Genomic DNA, 19,760 nt, shown 5'->3' on the forward strand with positions numbered 1-19,760 from the left:
GGAGGGGCCCTTTCGTGAAGTATGCGACACAGCCTAGTCTCTCGCTCTGTCATGAGTCACTTCGGGCCTACCCGCCCCACCAGGTCGGACCCGTGTGCCAAGAAGAGGGGGGCACCTTGATCTGCCTGGCCTGTGCCGAGCTCCGTGCCACGGACTCCGCGACCACCTGCCCGAGTTGCGGAACCGCGCTCGTGCCCGCCACCGCGGAGCACCTGGACGCGCTCGTCCAGGAGAAGCTGCGACGGCGCATCTCGGACTGGCACGCCACACGGCTGCTCGACGAGCACACCGCGTCCCGGCTCACCGAGTCCCTCGCCGGCGCGCCCGTGGCGAGCGTCGCGGTGCCGCTGCTCGAGGACGCGAGCACCCTGGAACAGAAGGCCGATGCGCTCGCCGGGAAGCTGGAGCAGCTCGAGGACTGGCGGCCGGGCTGGGGCCAGGCGTTCTTCCAGGCGCTGGAGAACGCGGCGCGCGCGGAGCGGGAAGCGAAGCGCGCGTCCGACGACGAGGAGCTCGACATCGGCCTCGCCTCGGAGTCGGGGCAGGCGCTCTTCCACCGCGTGGACGCGGGCGCGCTCGGCGGCGGGCTGGATGCCATGGTGGCGCTCGATGACGCCGGGGGCGCGCGAGGAGAGGCGCTCAAGCTGCACGAGTACGTCTGGTGGTTCCTCGGGGCGGTGCTGGTGCTCGGTGGCTCGCTCATGGGCGTGCGCGAGGCATGGCGCGCTCTCGGGGGCGTGCCTCGCCAGCTGCTCGTCACGGGCGCCCTCTTCGCCTACCACGCGAGCTTCATCGGGCTCGGGGTGTTCCTCGCCCGGCGCTCGGCGTCGGCCGGGCGGGTGCTCGCGAGCATCGGCCTCGCGCTGCTGCCCGTGGTCTTCGTCGCGCTGTCCTCCCTGATGGGCCTGCACCCGGCGCTGGGAGGAGCCGTCTCGGCCGCGGCCGCCGGCCTGTGCCTGCTCACGCTGAGGCCCGCGGGCCGCCTGCTGTATGGGGCCTCCACGGTGTCGCTGGGCGTGGCGCTGCTCCCCTCGCTGCTGGCGGGACTGCCCCTGATGGGGCTGGACGATGCGCCCTGGACGCGCACCCTCTGCGCCTTCGGCGGTGTGGCGGCGCTCGGGGCGGCGGCGTGGCGAGCCAGTCGCGAGACGACGGGCCGGGCCGGGCTCTCCGTCCTGACCACGGGCCTCTATGGAGCGGCCGCGCTGGCCGTCTTCTCGGTCGCCAGCGCGCCGTCGGGCTTCGATGCCTTGGTGCCGGGAAGCCCGCTCTTCGCGGGGATGACGCTCTGGGCGGTGGCGCTCGCGGCGGTGGTGGCGGGCGTGGCGACCCTGGCTTCGGTGCGCGAGGCCCATCCCCGAGCGGCCCCCGCCGTGGAGACGCTCGCGCACGCGGTGGTGGCTTGCGGAGCGCTCGCCGGGGCGCTCTCGGCCTTCTCCGTGCCGCCTGGAGTGGAGCGATGGGTCGATGTGGCCTCCGCCTTCACGCCCTTGGCGGCGGCGCTGGTCTTCTTCGTGCTGGAGCCCACGCGCCGGGCGCTGGTCCATCCGGCCGCGCTCGCCACGGCCCTGGCGGGCGTGCTGCTGGCGCGGCTGGAGATGCCCTCGGAGGCGGGCTGGTGGATGGTGGGCCTCGCCACTGTCGGAGCGGGCCTGCTGCCCATCGCGCGGTTGCTCCCCCGGGGTACCCTTCGCTTCTGGTTGGAGGTCTGGGGCGTGGTGCTCTCGCTGGCCTCACTGCCACTCACCTCGCTGGCCACCTCGGCCTGGGGCTCGGGGACGTCGTGGCCGAAGGCCGCGGCGGGTGCGCTGGTGGCCGTCTCCGCGCACCTCGTCGCCGGTCATCAGTGGCGGGCACTGCATTACCTGGGAGGTGCCGCGCTCCTCTTCGGTACCTTCGGCGCCGTCGAGGCCTCGGCTGAAAACGCGAGTACCTGGATGTTGGTCGCCGCGCTCACCCTGGCCGCGGGTCTCTACGCCGTGACCGGGCTCATCCAGGAAGCGTGGATGCGACGCAACGGCAAGACGCTCGAGCTGCTCCCCCTGGACGACCTGTCACTCGCGATGGCCACGCTGGCCATCCTGCGCGCCTTCCCGGGAGCGCGGATCGTCCTCGATGGGGAGGACCCCTTTCCGCTTCGCTTCGCCACCCACGCAGAGTTCCTGAATCTCGCGATCCTCGGCGGGCCGCTCGTCCTCGCCTCGGTGCTCCTCCTGCTGCGCGTGAGAAGGGACCGCAGCCGGCTCGTCAGCGCCCTGGCCGCATGGGGCCTCGCGTTCTCGGTCGTGCAGTGGGTCCAGCAGACGAGCGGTCCGAGCCTCGCCGACCGCGCCCTGCTCCTCGCGCTGCTCGCGTTCGGCTTCTCCGCGATCGCGACACTGCGTGGCCGTGGATCCGAGCCCTCTACTCCCGCCAGGAAGGGACGGCCCCTGCTCGGGTGGCTCGAGCTGCCATTCGCCGAGCGGGGCCGCCCGCTCTACACCGATGGCTTCGCCGCCGTGTCGTTCCTGGCGGCCACGTTCTCCCTCGTCCTGCTCGTGAGCTGGATGTCGTCGCCCGACGAAGCCACGCGCTCCCGGGCCGTACTCGCGGGAGCGCTCCTCACGGGGAGCGCGGTGCTCGCCTTCCTCACGCGAGGCTTCGTCACGTGGCGCCTGCGCGGCGCGGTGGTGACGCTCGCACTCGCGGGACTCTTCATCGCCTTCACGGCGGTACTCAACCGCACGGGCCGGCCGCTGCCGCCCGACGTGGTGGCCCTGCGCCTGCCCTTCATCGGCGTGGGACTCTGGCTGCTGGCGCTCGCGACCCGGCGCTTCGGACCGTGGCTCGCCCGGCTCCTGGAGAACGAGCCCCAGGGACGCCTGTACCACTTCGTCCCGCACGCCGGAGTGGCCGCGCTGGGCGCACTGCTCGCGGTAGAGGCGTGGATCTTCGGTGGGCCCCTCCTGTCCCGCGCGCTGACGGTGGTGCCTCCGCTCATGCCGCTGGGCGCGGCGCTCCTGGCGCTGCTGCTCGCCTTCTCCTTCCGGGCCCCGGGCCTTGCCCGCCTGGGGTTGCTCCTGGGCATTCCGGGAGCCGCGTTGTGGGCCGTCCATCGCACCGTGCTCGGGCATCCGCTGGTGGCCTTCACACCGCCGGGTGGGCAGTGGATGCGCGCCGGGCTCCTGGAAGCCGCCCAGAACCTCGGGTGGCTCGCGTCCGAGGCCTGGCTCACCTCGGGAGAGACGGTGCCCCAGTTGTGGTACCGGGCCTTCGCGGGCGTCGCCGCCGCGGGGCTCGTGTACGCCGGCGCGGGCATGGTGCTATCCCCGCTGGGAGCGCGGCTCGACTTCCTCCGAGCCCTCCTGGGCAACGAGCCAGACTCCTTCGGCCAGCGGCTCACGCAGGCGCTGCACCACCAGGCGGGCATCGCCGCGGGGCTCGTCTTCGCCGCGGCGTTCTTCCAGCCCGGGCTGGAGGCGGCCGTGCTCACCCTCGCCTCTGGACTGCTGCTCATCGCGGGCCGGGCGAAGGCGCGTGCGCGAATGGTGGCGGGAATGGGCATCCTCCTGGTCATCCACGCCCTGGCGCACCGCGAGCCCCTCATCGGCGCGTGGCCGGGGCCGGTGCTCGCCCTCGTGGGGTGGCTGCTGGTGGCGCTGAGCCCGCGAGTGGCCCGCTGGCGGGGAATCGACGAGGGCGCGGTGCGAGCCCGCGCGCAACTGGGCGCGCTGTTCTTCTCCCTGAACGCGGCGGAGTACGCCCTGGCCAGCGGCGGCGCGACAGACCCGCTGATGGCCGTTCCCCGCCTGCTGCTCGATACCCTCTACGGGCTCGGTGGGCTCTGGACTCGGTCCACCGCCCTGCCGGTGACCTTCGCGCTCGTCGCCGCCTCGCTGTTCACCGGCGCGTACCAGTGGAAGGGCGCGCTGTCGAAGCTGGGCGCGGGGTGGGCCTCGATGGTGGCGGGGCTCGCCGCCGTGACGGGCCTCTCGGTGGGGCTCCTGGCGGGCGCGGACGAGGCCGGGAGGTTCGCGGCGTACGAGCTCCTCCTCACGCGGCACGGGACAGCGCTGGCGCTCTGCCTGGCGGGAGTGGCGGCGCTCGCGCACGCCGCCAACCGGTGGATTCGCGACGGCCGCGAGGACATCGCCCGGGGGCTCGCGTGGGGCCGGGACGCGTGGCTCCTCGTGACGGGTGGCCTGCTCGCGCTGGTGGCGGCGTGGGTGAGCACGCCGGATGAACGGGCGCTCCCGCTGGCGGGGGCGGCCATCGGCCTGGCGGTGGCGGTCTCCCTCCACTGCGCGTGGCGCGAGCGGACGGGCCGGCACGTGTACTTCGTGCAGGTGGCGGTGGTGGGCGTGTACGCGCTCGTGAGGGCGCTGTACGCGCGGGGCCTGCGTCCCGAGCACGATGCCCTCTTCGCCCTGGCGCTCGGCTTCGTGCTGGTGGGCGTGACGGTGCTGGCGCGGCGGGCGGGCATCGCCCCGGTGGAGCAGGCGACCCGCCGGTTCGCGGCGCTGCTGCCCGTGGGCATGGCCCTGGTGCTCCCCAGCGAGGCCACGGGCGAGGCCGCGCTGCTGGCGGGTGGCTCGGGCCTCCTGTACGCGGTGCTGGGCGCGGTGGAGCGCAGCCGGCTGTTCGGCTCGCTCGCGGCCACGGCCTGCAACGTGGCGCTGCTCATCGGCGCGCTCTCGGCGGACATGGAGGGCATCGAGGTCTACCTGGCGCCGCTCGGCATGCTGCTGCTGATGCTGGGGCAGCTCTTCACGAGCAGCCTGCCGCACGCGGCGAGGAACGCGGTGCGCATCGTGGGAGGCCTGCTGCTGTACGTGCCCGCGGCGTCCAAGCTGACACTCCAGCTCGGACAGGCGGAGGACGGGACGTATGCCCTCGTGTTCGGCGCGGTGTGCCTCCTGGGCGTGGCCGCGGGCATGGCCCTGCGCATCCGCGCCTACCTGGCGCTGGGGACGCTGTTCCTCACGCTGGACGTGGCGGCCACGCTCGTGCACGCCGGACTGAGGGACCACCGCATCGGCTTCGTGGTGATGACGCTCACCGGCCTCACCATCGTGGGAGGCCGGGTGCTGGCCACCTTGCGCCGCCAGGAGCTGGAGCTGCTCGTCCGGCGCGTGCGCGTCACGCTCCGGGGCTGGGACTAGCGAACTCACCCAGCACGACGAGCGAGCGGCCTTCCATGGGGAGCTCATGCTCCTCCACGGAGGAGAAGCCGCGCTCGCGCGCCAGGTCCGCCAGGTGCCGCCGCCACGGGTTGTACGGCATGCTGTTGTCCGAGCAGCACGGCACCACGGCGAAGGGCAGCCGGTACTTCGCCGCGTACTCGATGATGATCCGCGTCGCCCCGTCCGGGTGCATGCCCACGAGCAGGTCGCACTCGCACGGCTCCTCCAGCGTGAACATGCGCTGGGCGTAGCGCACGGGTAGGTGCTTGTGTCGCAGATCGAACGTGGTGACCGTGCGCCCCAGCCGCGAGAGGGCCTCGTTCAACCGGCCCTGCCCTCCGGCGATGTCGAAGATGCGGGGGGCGGCGAAGCGCTCGGTGATGAACTGGGCGAAGAGGTCGAAGCGACGCTTGTCGGCCATGCGCCCTCCTCTACACCAGGTCCGGTGCTCCGGATTCCCCCAGGAGCCCGCCAACCCGCCAGGGAGCGCCCGCTCTCGCGACAGGCGGCCGGGCCTGACTTGGATTTCCTTGAATTCACGGATAAGAATGACGCACCCTGTCGTGAGGTAACGTTGCTCCCGGTCATCTGCCTCACGCGACGATTCCGCGTACATGGCGCGGGCTGGTATCGCAATCTGAGAAGACCGGAGGAGCCGGCCCATGAGCGTCATCATCATTGGAGGAGGACTCAGTGGGATGGCGGCCGCCTTCCATCTGCGGCAGCGGGGCATCCCCGTGGTGCTGCTGGAGCGCGCGCCGCGGCTGGGGGGCAACATCCAGACGCACGTCCGCGACGGCTTCCTCCTGGAGAACGGGCCCAACAGCTTCTTCGACCGCGAGCCCTCCATGCGAGAGCTGGCCCGGGCGCTCGGAGTCGAGTCGCTCATCCAGCCCGCCACCGACGCGGCCCGGAAGCGCTACGTCTATACCCGCGGCCGGCTGCGAGCCCTGCCACGCCCCCTGCCCTCCTTCCTCGGCTCGAATGTCCTGCCGTTCACCTCGCGGCTGCGCGTGCTGGGAGACCTGTTCACCCGCCGGTCCGTCCGTGACGAGGACGAGTCGCTCGCCCGCTTCGGCCGCCGGCACCTCGGTCACACGGCCACGTCCGTGGTGCTCGACGCGGTGCAGAGCGGGCTGTTCACGGGAGACCTCGAGACGCTGAGCGCGCGAGCCGCCACGCCGCGTCCGAAGGAGCTGCCCCAGCCCGGCGCGCTGTGCTCCTTCCGGGGAGGGCTGCAGCGCATGGTGGATGCGCTGATCCGGCGCCTGGGGACCATCGCCCACACGAGGGCCCACGTGGAGCGACTCACCCCTGTCCCGGGAGGCTGGCGCGTGGTGGTGCGCGAGCAGGGGGAGCGCACGGAGTTGGAGGCCTCGCAGGTGGTGGTGTGCACCCCGGCGAACACGGCGGCCGGACTGCTGCGCGAGACGGACGCGGAGCTGGGCTCCCTGCTGGGGAGCATCACCTACGCACCGGTGGCGGTGGTGCACGTGGGCTTCGCCCCGGAGTCCGTGCCGAAACCGGACGGCGCGGGCTTCCTCGTGCCCGCCAGCGAGAAGCGCAGGCTGCTCGGCGCCATCCATGCCTCGACCCTCTTCCCCTGGCGCGCCGAGGGGGAGCGGGTGCTCTACACATGCATGGTGGGTGGGACGCGGCAGCCGGAGCTGGCCTCGCTGCCTCCGGAGGAGCTCGTCACGCTGGTGCGCGAGGAGCTCGCGCACATCACCGGGGTGCGCGCCGAGCCCGTCGTCACCGACGTGGTGCGCTGGCCGTGCGCCCTGCCCCAGTACACCCTGGGCCACGAGGAGCGCCTGGCGGCCATCGACCGGGCCGTGGCCCGCTGGCCGGGACTGCACCTCAGCGGCAATGCCTATCGGGGCATCAGCATGGTGGACTGTGTGCGAGACGCGGCCACGCTCGCGGAGCGGCTGGCGGCCCGGGTAGGGCCCACGGGCGGCGCCCTGGGGTTGGGCTCCCAGCAGCAGGCGTGAGCGTGTCGCATCCTCACAAGTCCAGCCCTCCTTCGGGGAGGTAGCGTCTCGCACACGAAGGACGCATCATCGGACAGGGGTCTGCGCCGTGATTACACATGTCGTGTTCGATTTCGATGGAACGCTGGCGAACTCGTTGAACGTGGCCATCGCGCTCTACAACGAGATCGCCGAGAAGAAACGTTACGGCAAGATGACGGCCGACAACCTCGCGGAGCTGCGCGGGATGACCGTGCGCGAGCGGTGCAAGCGCTTGGGGGTTCCACTCTACATGCTGCCCTGGGTGGGGGTGCGGGTCGGCAGGGGCTACCGAAGCGCGGTACAGACCATCGAGTTCAACGAGGGCATCCCCGAGCTGCTGAAGGAGCTGAGAGGCCGGGGTCTGGAGTTGCTCATCCTGTCCACCAACGACGAGGAGAACATCCGGGCCGTCCTGAAGCGGCACTCGGCCGAGGAGTGGGTGAAGGACCTCTATTGCGGTGGAGGAATCTTCGGCAAGGCCCGCCGGCTGCGCGCGCTGATGAAACGGACGGGGCTCCGGCCGGAGCAGCTCGTCTACGTGGGCGACGAGCACAGGGACGTGGTGGCCTGCAAGGAGGTCGGCGTGAAGGTCATCGCCGTGCGGTGGGGTGCCGACACCGAGGCCCTGCTGAAGCAGGCCGGGCCGGACTACATCGCCGAGCACCCGGCGGAGATCGCCGAGTGCCTGGGCCACTGGTCGACCCCGGCACCCGCGCCCGCGGTCCACTGACGAACGGGGCCCTCCCTCAGGAGAAGAGCTCGAGCAGGTCCTCGCGGGTGATGGCGGTGGCGGCCGACGCCTCGCTCAGGGCCGCCTCGAAGAGGGCGCGCTTCTTCTCCTGGAGCCCGAGGATGCGCTCCTCCACCGTGCCCTGCGACACCAGGCGGTACACCATCACCGGACGCTCCTGACCGATGCGGTGCGCGCGATCCGCCGCCTGGGCCTCCACGGCCGGGTTCCACCACGGGTCCATCAGGAATACGTGGTCCGCCGCGGTGAGGTTCAGGCCGGTGCCGCCAGCCTTGAGCGACATCAGCAGCACCGGAGCGCCCTCCGGTGACTGGAAGCGCGAGGTGATCTCCCCGCGATTGGGCGTGGACCCATCCAGGCGCTCGAAGGGAATCCCGGCCGCCTTGAAGTGCGGCTCGACCAGGTCGAGCAGCGAGGTCCACTGCGAGAACACCAGCGCCTTGTGCCCATCCGACACGGCGGTGCCGAGCGCCTCCACGAGCGTCTGCACCTTGGACGACGTGTTGGCCTGCTGGCCCGGGACGAGCGCCGGGTGGCAGGCGGCCTGACGCAGCCGGAGCAGGGCCTCCAGCGCCTTGAGCACGCTGCCGCCCTCGTTGAGCAGCGCGACCACTTCCTTACGGGTCGCCGCCATCACCGCGTCGTAGACGGAGCGCTCGCGCTCATCCAGCGACACGTGCATCACGGACTCGGTGCGCGGCGGCAGCTCGGGCGCGACATCCCGCTTGAGACGCCGCAGGACGAAGGGCCGGATGCGCTTGCGCAGCCGCTCCGCCGCCTCGGCGTTGCCCTCGGTGATGGGCCGGGCCGTCCGATCCTCGAACTGCCGCCGTCCCCCGAGCAGGCCGGGGTTGGTGAAGTGCATCAGGCTCCAGAGCTCCTCCAACCGGTTCTCGAGCGGCGTGCCGCTCAAGGCCAGCCGGAAGTTCGCCTTGAGGCCGAACGCCGAGCGCGAGACCTGGCTCTCCGGGTTCTTGATGGCCTGGGCCTCGTCCAGCACGACCGCCTCCCAGGTGCGGCCCCCGAGCACGGCCGCGTCCAGCCGCAGGATGGAGTACGTGGTGAGCGTCACATCGGCGGCCTCGTCCAGGGCACGGCCGGGCCCGTGGTACACGCACACCTTGAGCGACGGGCGGAAGCGCTTGAGCTCCGCGGCCCAGTTGGGAAGCACGCTGGTGGGGCAGACGACGAGCGAACGAGGACCCAGCACGCAGATGGTCTGGAGCGTCTTTCCGAGGCCCATGTCGTCGGCGAGGATTCCGCCGAGCCCCGCGCCGCGGAGGAAGCCGAGCCAGCTCACGCCCTGCTGCTGGTAGTGGCGCAGCGTCGCGGAGAGATCCGGCGGGAGGACCGGGGGCGGGAGCTTCTCGAAGCCCTCGACCATGGGCGCCAGCCGGTCGAGTCCCGGCGGAGGCGGCTGTTCGAGCGACTCGCACAGGGCCCCCAGCTCCGGCAGGGCGTGGTTGGAGACCTTGCCATCCGCCTGCCGCGCGGCCAGGAGGTCCGCGACGCGCTGGCCATGCTTGTCCAGCCAGGCCCGGGGAAGAGGCGCCCAGCCACCTCCATCGAGGGGAACGAGCCCCAGCCCCTCGGTCCACGCGCGGATGACGGCCGCCGCGTCCACGGACTGCGTCTCGCCCTTGCCGCCCTCCACCTGGAACTCGAGCGTGAAGCGCACCTCGGGCATGCCCGGCCCGGAGGTGGACTCCACCTGGAGCGAGGGCCGGAGCTTGACGTCCGGGCTCACGACACCCGCCGAGTCTCCGGCGAGGTCCCCGCGCCAGCGCCGCAGCTTGTCCGCCCAGCGCACCATCTCCTGGCCCTGGACCGTCACCCGCCGGCCGGGCACCAGGTTCAGCTCGTCCCGGAGCTGGTGGATGAGCCGCTGTTCGGCCGCTTCGTCCCGCAGGGGGACGGCCCCGCGCAGGTAGACCATCCGGCCGTTGTCGACACGCACCGACGGCGGCGCCCCGTAGACGAGGGTGGGCAGGATGGACAGCCCCGACTCCAGCTGGTTGAGCTCCAGCAGGATGCGCGGCTTCATCTCGCGGTCGATGGGCGGCAGGCGCCGGCTGCGGACCTCCACGGGCATGCGGCGGCCCAGGTCCGGCAGCACCTTCGAGGAGATCTCCCCCATCTGCTCGGGGGCGAAGGTGCGGACGATCGGGAGGTTCTGCAGCCACGGCCCGGTCATCGACGTCTCCCCCAGGCGCGCCAGCGCATCACCGCACAGCGCGACTCCCGGGCTCACGACCTCGGTGACACGGGGGTCTCGCGTCACCGTCACCACCAGCTGCGCGCCACGGTCCTCGGCGACGGCCCTCGGGAAGACGACCTCCTCCGACACGGCGACGGGCCGCCCGTCGAGCAGCACGTTCCTCGCCTGCTGGAGCACCTGAAGCAGCGCGTCGAGCCGCTCGGGAGGGAGCGCCCCACGTGTACGGCGCTCCAGGAGCCGATCCGCGAGCAGGTCCGACTGCTCGACCTGCAGCTTCGCGGCCTGGGCCGGCCTGGCGAGCAGGGCGGCGAGGCTGTCCTCGAGGGGCTCCTCGGTTCCATCGGCGTGCGCGAGCGCGCGGTGGAGCTCCAGCCCCCCCGACGCGCGCGAGAACCGGTACACCACGCGCGACCACTTGTTCGCGGTGGCCTCCATGGGAGTGTCCTGCTTCTCCGCCTGCTGGATGGAGATGGCCGCCGCCACCACGTGCTCACACGGGTCCACCCGGCCGGGGCAGTCGCACTCCCAGGCCTCGTCGTTCGGGTACAGGATGACCGTGAGGGCGACCGGGCGCCCCGCCGCCTTCACCCGCAGCTCGATTTCACTCGCGGTCTGGGCCTGGAGCGAGACGGCGCCGGCGCGGGCGAGGTTCACCCCGTTGGACCAGATTCCGGGGCGGGCTTCCTTTCGAACGGCTTCGAGCAGCTGAGCGGTCGCGGACATGGGAGATGCGATTCCCTATGCTCCGTGGGGGGCACCGCGCAACGACGATGTGCCCACCGGGGCGCATAAAGGACAGGAGGCAGCACCCTCCCCCACCCCGGAAACGAGCGCGAGGTGACCTCGACCTGCTCGATGAACGCCCAGTTTGGGACACTGTCCTCGCGTGTACACTGCGCCCATCCCCGCCTCCGAGGGAACTGGGTATGCTTCGGGGATTTTCCGGATGGGCAATCGTACCTGGGAGCTAGACCTTCGGACACATGACCGCTCTCGAGAAGAACAACGTGAAGGTCTTCGGAAATGGCGGGAAGGCGTTGATCTTCGCCCACGGTTACGGCTGCGATCAGCGGGTGTGGCGCTTCATGACGCCCGCCTTCCAGGACGAGTACAAGATCGTCCTCTTCGACCATGTCGGCTCCGGGGGCTCGGCTCTCTCCGCGTACAGCCGCATCCGCTACAGTTCCCTCAAAGGCTACGCCGACGATGTGCTGGAGCTCTGTCACGAGCTGGCGTTGACGGATGTCCTCTTCGTGGGGCACTCGGTGAGCGCCATGATCGGCGTGCTGGCCGCGATCAAGGAGCCTGCCCGGTTCGACAAGCTGGTCCTGATCGGACCGTCGCCCCGGTACATCAACGACATCAACTACATCGGTGGCTTCTCCCAGGGAGACATCGAGGGCCTCCTCGATTCCCTCGATAGCAACTATCTCGGCTGGTCGAGCACGATGGCGCGCGTGATCATGGGCAACCCGGCGCGCCCGGAGCTGAGCGAGGATCTCGCCAACAGCTTCTGCCGCATGAAACCCGACATCGCGAAGCATTTCGCGCGAGTCACCTTCCTCTCCGACAACCGGGCCGACCTGCCGAAGCTGAAGACCCAGTCGCTGATCCTCCAATGCTCCGAGGACGTGATCGCCCCGGAGGTGGTGGGCCGATACCTGCACCAGAACCTGGCCAACAGCCGGCTGCGGGTGCTGGAGGCCACCGGGCACTGCCCTCACCTGAGCGCGCCCGAAGAGACCGTCGCCGCCATACGGACCTTCCTGTGAGAGGCTGATGGAGGAGAGCGCCGAAGAGCTGTATGACACCGCGCCCTGTGGTCACGTCTCCACGCGTCCAGATGGTACCCTCGTCAAGCTCAACCAGACGTTCCTGACCTGGACGGGCTACCCGCGCGAAGAGCTGCTCTCCGGCAGACGCTTCCAGGAGCTGCTGACCGTCGGCTGCCAGATCTTCTACGAGACGTATTACGTCCCCCTGTTGCGGATGCAGGGCTTCGCCAATGAGATCAACCTCGAGCTGAAGCACAAGGACGGCCATTCCCTGTCGTTCCTGCTCAATGCCATCCAGAAGAAGGACGCGAACGGCAGACCCCTCTCGAACCAGATCGCCCTCTTCCATCTCGTCGACCGCAAGAAGTACGAGCGGGAGCTGCTGCTGGCCCGGAAGAAGGCCGAGGAGGCCATCAAGATCAAGACGGATTTCGTGTCCATGATCAGCCATGAGATCCGCACGCCCTTGAACGCCATCATCGGGATTTCCAACCTGCTACGGGACACCCACCTCTCGCCCCAGCAAGAGGAATATGCCCGCATCCTGAGCTTCTCGTCCGGGAGCTTGCTGAACCTGATCAACAACATCCTGGACTTCAACAAGATGGACGCGGGCAAGGTGACGCTGGAGGAGCGAAGCTTCGATGTCCGCCAGTTGATCTACGACACCGTCTATGGCCTCGGCCTCCAGGCCGAGGAGAAGAACCTGGCCCTCCGGTTGGAGCTCGACGAGCGGGTGCCGGCCTACGTCGTCGGGGATCCGCTCAAGCTCGGGCAAATCCTCACCAACCTGCTGAGCAATGCCATCAAGTTCACCGAGAAGGGAGCCATCACGGTGGAGCTGCGGCTCGGCGAGCTGTTCTCCGACTCCGCCGCCCTCGAGTTCCGGGTCACCGACACGGGCATCGGAATCGCAAGGGATCGCCTGCCCCGCATCTTCGAGGAATTCACCCAGGCCAGCTACGACATCAACCTGAAGTACGGGGGCACCGGCCTGGGGCTCACCATCAGCCAGAAGTTGTTGGAGCTGTATGGCACCCGGATGGACGTGGAGAGTGAACCGGGAAGGGGCTCCTGCTTCTCCTTCCGCCTGCGCCTGGGGATCGGCCAGGAAGCAAGGGAATCGGAGCGCACGGCGGAGACCGTCCCGAACGAGCAGTCCCTCCAGGGCCGCAGGGTCCTGGTGGCCGAGGACAATGAAGTCAATGTGTTCGTCCTCACGCGGTTCCTCCGCAAATGGAACATCGACTTCGACGTGGTGGGAAACGGCCGGCGCGCCCTGGAGAGGATCACCGAGCGCGATTACGACCTGGTGCTGATGGACTTGCAGATGCCCGAGCTGGACGGCTTCGAGGCCACCCGGCTCATCCGGAATCTTCCCTCCGAGAGGCTCAACCGGCTGCCCATCATCGCGCTCTCGGCTTCCGCCAGGATCAGCCTGGGAGACCGGCTCGTGTCCGCTGGCTTCACCGACTTCATCGGGAAGCCCTTCAGGCCGGAGGAGCTCTTCACGAAGATCACCCTCTACGGCTTCCAGCCCTCACCAGCCACCGCGGCGAACCGCTCCGAGGAGGAGAGGGACCAGCGACAAGGGGTGGACCCGGCGCGTTCCCCGCCGGGTTTCAGCCTCGAGAAGTTCAGGCGGTTGACCGCGGATGACCGTCAGGCCCTGGTGGAGCTGAGCGCCATCACCATCAAGAGCTACGAAGCCTACAAGCACGAGTTCCAGGAGGCGCTCGAGACGGGCAACCTGGAGAAGTTCGACTTCCATGCCCATAAAATCAAGGTGACGCTGGAGCTGATGCAGGCCCACGCGTTGAAGGCGGCCCTGCAACAAGGCAAGAAGCTGCTCGCGGAGAAGGAGCGCGCGCCGGACCGCATCCATGCCGTTCTTCACACCATCCAGTGTGAGCTGGATGCGATGATCCGGGCGTTGGAGGAAGTGCGGAAGGAATAGGGACATGTCTGGACCGCTGGAGCAGTTGCTGGAAGAGGAGGAGGCGCTGCAGTTCGACCACCTGAGCCACGAGGACGCGCTCGCCCTCGGACTGCGGCTGCTCGAGCGCGCGCGGCGCGATCGCCTTCCCGTCGTGGTGGACGTGACGCTCGCCGGGCGCTGCGTGCTGCAGTGCGCGCTCCCCGGCAGCCGCCCCGACAACCACGACTGGGTGCGGCGCAAGCGCAACACGGTGAACCGTTTCTGGCACAGCTCGTATTACATGGGCCGTTACTACGCCAGCAAGGGAACGAGCCTGGCCGACAAACCCTATCTGGACCCCGCTGAATACGCGGACCACGGGGGCGGCTTCCCCCTGCTGCTGAGGGGGACGGGCTGCATCGGCAGCATCACCGTGTCGGGGCTGCCACAGGAAGAGGACCACGCCCTGGTGGTGGGCGTGCTCCGCGAGTGGTTGGCGGGCCAGACCCGCCGCGACACATAACGTCTGCCTCAGAGCACCCGGCTCGCGACGGCGTCGAAGAGGAAGTTGGGCACCAGCTTCGTCAGACCGACGGCACGGTCCATGGGCCAGGGAAAGCCATACTCGGCGGCTCCGCGTGAGATGGCCCGTCCCATCAACTCCACGGCCGGCTCCGACTCCAGGAGGAAGGGCATGACGTGCCGGATGCCCGCCGTCATCTCGGTCTTCACGAAGCCGGGCTTGATGCAGGTGACGCGCACCCGGGTGCCCTGGAGGTCCACCCGCAGGCTCTCCAGGAAGGTATTCAGGAAGGCCTTGGACGCCGAGTAGGCCGCGTTCTGGGGCAGGCCCCGGCAGCTCGCCAGGCTGGAGACACCCACCAGGTGCCCGCGGTTGCGCTCCACCATCCGCGGCAGCACCGCGGACAGCGTGGCCACGGCACCGGTGACGTTCACGTCGATGATCCGCTTCGCGTGCTCCCACGGGAAGTGCCGGGCGTCGGTCTGTCCACCCACTCCCGCGTTGGCCACCACCAGATCCAACCCACCGCAGGCGTCGTCCAGCGCGCGGATGCGCTCGAGCGTAGGCTCCGCCTGGGAGACATCCAGCGCCACGGGCTCGATGTCGGCACCGGTCACGCGGGCTTCCCGGGCCAGTGCCTCCAGGTTGTCGTGGCGCCGCGCGGCGGCGTACACCTTCACGCCGCGCTTGCCGAACCACAGCGCCAGACCCCGACCCAGGCCGCTGGAAGCCCCCGTCACCAGCGCCGTCCGATAAGGCATCTCCGTCATGAGCACCCTCCCCTGGCGCCGAGGCTTAGCGCAGGGGTCCCGGGGTCACCAGGGGATGCGTCTGGCGGAGTGCTCCACACCGCCAGAAGGCGCCGGGGGTGAACAGAGCCCCGGCGCCCACCCACTTCCTACCGCCCCATGGAGGAGGCGGAGAGGGGGTTCAGACACGTCAGCGCGCTCGCCCCCAGGGAAGCAACGCCAGACGCCTCGCACTGGCAGAGGTCCGCGTTGCACTGCTGATCCGGCCCGCAGCCGCCACAGTCCGGCTTGCAGACACAGGCGCACGCGTTGGGGTCCGCCTGGTACGTCGGCCCGCACTCGAGCGCCGCCGTATCGCAGACACAGGCGCATGCCGCCGGGTCGAACCGCATGCCCGGCTGGCAGGTGGCGCTCTGCACGCACTGACAGGCGCACGTGTTGGGGTTGCACTCCTCGAAACGGCCGCAGAGCCCGTTGCAGTCCGTGGGGCAGGTGAAGGCACACACGGCCGGGTCGGTGTTGCACACCTTGCCGGGCGAGCCACCCCCCCCGCAGTCGGACGGGCACGCGCACTGGCCCGTCGACAGATCGCAGGCCAGAGTGCCCCGGCAGAAGTCCGGCTCGCGCGGATCGTAATAGGCCATATCCGTCGAGCACGGTGGCGGAGTGCCATCCTTGTTCGGCGTGCGGTCGGTCCAGTAGCGGTAGGAGATGGCGGCCTTCGTCACGCCCGCCACGGAGGGACGGCACGCGCCGTAGAAGGCCAGCGCCTGGCTGACACCGTCCACGTCGAAGCCGTTCACGCGGCTGCGCGGCAGGTCACTCGCGTTGCACTGCGAGGGATCCAACACCGACTCCACCGCCACCCGCATCGAGGCGCCGATGGGCGGCTTGAGCGTGCGGTAGCCCGAGGCGGCGATCGTGCTGTCCATGATGGTGTTGATGGTGTTCTGGATGGACGTGGCGCTGCGGATGCTGCCCGTGATGCCGCCCGTGGCCTGGATGACCTCCACGTGCCGCTGGTCGTGGACGGGCTCGCCCGGATAGCACTCGCCACCGGCCGCATCGCAGATGATGCCGTGCATGGGGATGAGCTGTCCGGTGGGGTTGGCGCCCTTGAAGTAGTCGATGTACGTGCTCACGGGCGTGCTGTCGTTCGTGTCACGCACGTCGGTGAGGATGATGACCACCAGCCTGGCGCCCGGACGGTACTTCTTGTCCGTGGGGGTGCTGGCGTTGGTCATGTACTCCACCGCGCCGCGCGTGCTGTGCAGGGACATCTCGTCGGCGGAGCCGCTGACGCCGACCCAGCACCCCTGGGTGGTGTCAGGGCACGGGGCGTCCTTCTGCAACCACGCCTTGAACTGATTGATGTCGCGGGTGAAGCCGCGGAACACCCCGGCGTTGGGGATTCCATAGCCCGTCTGCGTGTAGGACGTGGTCACCATGCCGATGCGCCAGTCGAGCTGCGAGTTGGCCAGCCGGTTGGCCACGGCCGTGGCGGCGTTGCCCAGTGCGCTCTGGGACGTCTCCATGGAGCCGCTGTCGTCCACCACGAAGAGGAAGTCGGTCATGCCGTTGCCCGGGGTGAAGACCTCGCACTGGAGCGCGTCCGTGTCTCCGAACTGGGCCAGTGCCGACCCGCCCGCGGTGTCGCCCATGACGAAGAGCCCCGGCTCCACGAAGCGGTTGGCGGGGGTGATGGCCAGCACCACCACGACGCTCTGGTTGGAACGGTGGACGTACTGTGCCTGGATCTTGTACGGCCCGCTCACGCCCGCTCCACCCGACAACACTCCAGCCCCCGAGCCGACGAGCGTGTTGGCCACGGCGTTGGCGTAGTCGCGCAGGTTGGTGGTCGCGGGCTGGTCATAGCGGGCCAGCACCGCCGCGTGGTTGTCCCAGGTGGTGAAGGTCTGGGTGGTGACGGTGGTCGACGCCACCGCCGGGCTGAACTGGCCGCGCACGTACGCCTCGTCACCCATCGGCGTGGTCGAGGAGCCCGCCTGCCCGCGCCTGTAGGCGATGAAGGCCACCTTGTGGGTGTCGTCGTAGCCGATGAAGCCGCGGCCGTTGCCACCCACGAGGAGCTGCCGCACCTCCTGGAAGGAGGGCCGGAGCGCCACGCGGATGTCACCGCCGTTGTCGTCCTTGAAGGTCACCTGCCGCAGGTTCTGGGGAGCGCAGGCCTGACCGGGCAGCGTGTTCGAGGCGCCGTCGCTGCCGTCACGCGGATCCAGCTCGCCCGGGTCCTTGCGACCATTCTGGTTGGTGTCCTCGGCACCATCCGGAATGCCATCCGCATCGCTGTCGGCATTCGCGGCGTCGGTGGTGGTGGAGGGGTCCGCGTCACCGGAGTAGCCGCAGGTGGAGTCGGGCGCCGCCGCCGTGGCGATGCCACGCTCCACGCCATCGAGGATGCCGTCCAGGTCCGTATCCGGGCGGATCGGGTCCGTCTCTCCGGCCGCGTCACGCGTGCCATTGGCGTTCAGGTCCTCGCCGCGGAAGGAACCCTGGTCCGGGCCATCCAGGAGGCCATCACAGTCGGAGTCCTTCTCGCGCGGATCCGTCTCGTTGGGGCCCACGTGGCCGTCGTGGTTGCGATCCTCGAGACCATCCTTCAGCCCATCGCCATCCGTGTCCGGGTTCAGCTTGTTCGTCCCGGTGGCGTCCTCGATGGAATCCGGCAGGCCGTCACGGTCCGCATCGGGGGCCCTGTTCGGGCCGCAATCGCTGGCGTCGTTCGGGTTGGTCTCGCCCAGGTCGACCACGCCGTCGCGGTCGGCGTCTTCCGAGCCATCCGCGCAGGTGTCACCGTCCGTGTCCCGAGCGAGCGGGTTGGTATGGGTGACCTTGAGCTCGAGGCCGTCGAAGAGGCCATCGCCATCCGTGTCGAAAGCCTGTGGATCGGTCTCACCCGGGTCCACCCGGCCATTGCGGTTGCTGTCCTCCTGCCCGTCCTTCAGCCCATCGCCATCCGTGTCAGCCACCACCGGATGCGTGCGGGTGGAGGGGTCCGTGTCCACCGGCACCGAGGCACAGCGCGGGTCGACCCCCGCCGTGATGCCCACCTCGACACCGTCCGGGACACCGTCCTGATCCGTGTCGTCCGAGACCGGGTGCGTCTTCAGCCCGCCCAGGTAGATGACGGAGTATTCCTGCCCGTTCGACAGGCCATCGCAGTCCAGGTCCCGCTCCGGGGCGCGCGGATCATCCGGATGCCCCGCGTCCTGTGCCGGGGAGCCCGCGTCCGTCGTCGTACCCGCGTCCGTCGTCGTACCCGCGTCCGTCGTCGTACCCGCGTCCGTCGTCGTGCCCGCATCCGTCGCCGTGCCCGCATCCGTCGCCGTGCCCGCGTCCGTCGTCGTGCCCGAATCCGGAGTCGAGCTGCCCGCGTCCGTCGTCGTGCCCGCATCCGTCGCCGTGCCCGCATCCGGAGTCGAGCTGCCCGCGTCCGTCATCGTGCCCGCATCCGGAGTCGAGCTGCCCGCGTCCGTCGTCGTGCCCGCATCCGTCGCCGTGCCCGCATCCGGAGTCGAGCTGCCCGCGTCCGTCATCGTGCCCGAATCCGGAGTCGAGCTGCCCGCGTCCGTCGTCGTGCCCGCATCCGTCGCCGTGCCCGCATCCGGAGTCGAGCTGCCCGCGTCCGTCGTCGTGCCCGCGTCGGGCGGCACCTGGGCTCCACCATCCTGCTGGGAGCCCCCACCAGCATCTGGCACCTCGCCGTAATCGTTGGGATCGTTCGGGTCCGTCTCGCCCGGATCCACCCGACCGTTGTGGTTGATGTCCTCCTGCCCATCCTTCAGCCCATCACCATCCGTGTCCGCCACCGCCGGGTGGGTCTGGGTGGAGGGGTCCGCATCCGGCAACGCCTCGAAGGCACAGCGGGGGTCGACGCTCCCCGCGCGTCCCATCTCGATACCGTCTGGAATGCCATCCTGATCCGTGTCTTGCGAGGCCGGGTGCGTCTTCAGCCCGCCCACGAGGACGAAGGAGTATTCCTCCTCGTCCGACAAGCCATCGCAGTCCAGGTCAAAGGTCCCTGGGATTCCCGAATCGGGCCCCGGCTGGGAACCGCCATCGGGTTGAGTGCCACCACTGCCCGGGGGGTCTCCAGGACCACACCCGGAAGTCACGAGCGCGCTTCCCAGAAGGAAAGTCGCGAGAAGACGAAGAGAAGAAGTCATAGGTCCGTGCTCTCGGGGGGACGGGCCCCCCGGCGACGCGGAAGATTACACGCTCCTTCTGACTCCTCGGCCAGGAAGACGGAAGCCCGCGCCCTCAACGGCCCTGGGTGCAGGTCCGCAGCTCGGAGATGAGCGTCTCGTAGCGCAGGGGCTTGCCCAGCACCCGGTACGCGCCCAATGAAAGCGCTGCCACGGAGGCCAGGGAGCTCACGAGCCCCGTCACCACGAGCACCGGCACGCCCGGCCGGGACTCGCGGGCGGTGCGAACCACGTCCAGCCCATTGCCTCCGGGCAGCTCCACGTCGGTGATGATCGCATCGAAGGCCTCGTTGCGCAGACGCTCGACGGCCTCCTTGGTCCCGCACAGGCCCACCGCGGAGTAGCCATCCATCAACAGCAGGTCACACAGCGCTCCCGCGGCCACCGGCTCGCCATCCACCACCAGGATGCGCTTCATCGCAC

Annotated in this window: 11 protein-coding genes; 6 read left to right on the forward strand and 5 right to left on the reverse strand. The window is 69.9% G+C overall.

Annotation, left to right across the window (positions count from 1 at the left end):
- Nucleotides 1–191: 191 nt before the first annotated feature.
- Complete coding sequence (locus JRI60_RS37380) at nt 192–5,141, forward strand: hypothetical protein (protein WP_239469947.1); 4,950 nt, start codon at nt 192–194, stop codon at nt 5,139–5,141.
- Here the strand turns inward: JRI60_RS37380 and JRI60_RS37385 are convergent.
- On the reverse strand, nt 5,119–5,583 hold the full coding sequence (locus JRI60_RS37385; protein ID WP_204220693.1) for a hypothetical protein: 465 nt from the start codon (nt 5,581–5,583) through the stop codon (nt 5,119–5,121). The genes JRI60_RS37380 and JRI60_RS37385 overlap by 23 nt on opposite strands.
- 241 nt (nt 5,584–5,824) lie before the next feature.
- Between JRI60_RS37385 and hemG the strand changes: the two genes are divergently transcribed.
- Nucleotides 5,825–7,156, forward strand: coding sequence for a protoporphyrinogen oxidase (gene hemG / locus JRI60_RS37390; RefSeq protein WP_204220694.1), 1,332 nt, complete (start codon nt 5,825–5,827; stop codon nt 7,154–7,156).
- 88 nt (nt 7,157–7,244) lie between these two features.
- On the forward strand, nt 7,245–7,907 hold the full coding sequence (locus JRI60_RS37395; protein WP_204220695.1) for an HAD hydrolase-like protein: 663 nt from the start codon (nt 7,245–7,247) through the stop codon (nt 7,905–7,907).
- Between the two features lie 16 nt (nt 7,908–7,923).
- Here the strand turns inward: JRI60_RS37395 and JRI60_RS37400 are convergent, their stop codons facing one another.
- Complete coding sequence (locus JRI60_RS37400) at nt 7,924–10,869, reverse strand: DEAD/DEAH box helicase (RefSeq protein ID WP_204220696.1); 2,946 nt, start codon at nt 10,867–10,869, stop codon at nt 7,924–7,926.
- A 260-nt stretch (nt 10,870–11,129) separates the two neighbouring features.
- Between JRI60_RS37400 and JRI60_RS37405 the strand changes: the two genes are divergently transcribed.
- The 3 genes from JRI60_RS37405 to JRI60_RS37415 are packed head-to-tail and all read left to right on the forward strand — an operon-like array spanning nt 11,130 to nt 14,362.
- Entirely contained in the window at nt 11,130–11,918 is a 789-nt protein-coding gene (locus JRI60_RS37405; protein ID WP_204220697.1) for an alpha/beta fold hydrolase, read from the forward strand.
- Nucleotides 11,919–11,925: 7 nt separating this feature from the next.
- Nucleotides 11,926–13,878: a PAS domain-containing hybrid sensor histidine kinase/response regulator gene (locus JRI60_RS37410; RefSeq protein WP_204220698.1), complete on the forward strand. Its 1,953-nt coding sequence runs from the start codon at nt 11,926–11,928 to the stop codon at nt 13,876–13,878.
- A gap of 4 nt (nt 13,879–13,882) precedes the next feature.
- Nucleotides 13,883–14,362 carry a heme-degrading domain-containing protein gene (locus JRI60_RS37415; RefSeq protein WP_204220699.1) on the forward strand — a complete coding sequence of 160 codons (480 nt, stop codon included), beginning with the start codon at nt 13,883–13,885 and terminating at the stop codon, nt 14,360–14,362.
- Nucleotides 14,363–14,370: 8 nt separating this feature from the next.
- Here the strand turns inward: JRI60_RS37415 and JRI60_RS37420 are convergent, their stop codons facing one another.
- The 3 genes from JRI60_RS37420 to JRI60_RS37430 form a co-directional block, all read right to left on the reverse strand.
- Nucleotides 14,371–15,132: an SDR family NAD(P)-dependent oxidoreductase gene (locus JRI60_RS37420; protein ID WP_204220700.1), complete on the reverse strand. Its 762-nt coding sequence runs from the start codon at nt 15,130–15,132 to the stop codon at nt 14,371–14,373.
- 128 nt (nt 15,133–15,260) lie between these two features.
- Nucleotides 15,261–18,572, reverse strand: coding sequence for an adventurous gliding motility lipoprotein CglD (cglD, locus tag JRI60_RS37425; protein ID WP_430384418.1), 3,312 nt, complete (start codon nt 18,570–18,572; stop codon nt 15,261–15,263).
- Nucleotides 18,573–19,392: 820 nt separating this feature from the next.
- Nucleotides 19,393–19,755 (reverse strand): response regulator, encoded by a 363-nt coding sequence (locus JRI60_RS37430; RefSeq protein WP_204220702.1) that lies wholly within the window; start codon nt 19,753–19,755, stop codon nt 19,393–19,395.
- Nucleotides 19,756–19,760: the final 5 nt, after the last annotated feature.

Source organism: Archangium violaceum, from assembly GCF_016887565.1.
In the GTDB taxonomy this organism is placed as follows: domain Bacteria; phylum Myxococcota; class Myxococcia; order Myxococcales; family Myxococcaceae; genus Archangium; species Archangium violaceum_B.

Coding starts and splice junctions, on each gene's coding strand:
- JRI60_RS37410 (WP_204220698.1), top strand. CDS start 11,926: ATGGAGGAGAGCGCCGAAGAGCTGTATGACACCGCGCCCTGTGGTCAC.
- JRI60_RS37385 (WP_204220693.1), bottom strand. CDS start 5,583: ATGGCCGACAAGCGTCGCTTCGACCTCTTCGCCCAGTTCATCACCGAG.
- JRI60_RS37400 (WP_204220696.1), bottom strand. CDS start 10,869: ATGTCCGCGACCGCTCAGCTGCTCGAAGCCGTTCGAAAGGAAGCCCGC.
- cglD (WP_430384418.1), bottom strand. CDS start 18,572: ATGACGGACGCGGGCAGCTCGACTCCGGATGCGGGCACGGCGACGGAT.
- JRI60_RS37405 (WP_204220697.1), top strand. CDS start 11,130: ATGACCGCTCTCGAGAAGAACAACGTGAAGGTCTTCGGAAATGGCGGG.
- JRI60_RS37430 (WP_204220702.1), bottom strand. CDS start 19,755: ATGAAGCGCATCCTGGTGGTGGATGGCGAGCCGGTGGCCGCGGGAGCG.
- JRI60_RS37415 (WP_204220699.1), top strand. CDS start 13,883: ATGTCTGGACCGCTGGAGCAGTTGCTGGAAGAGGAGGAGGCGCTGCAG.
- JRI60_RS37420 (WP_204220700.1), bottom strand. CDS start 15,132: ATGACGGAGATGCCTTATCGGACGGCGCTGGTGACGGGGGCTTCCAGC.
- hemG (WP_204220694.1), top strand. CDS start 5,825: ATGAGCGTCATCATCATTGGAGGAGGACTCAGTGGGATGGCGGCCGCC.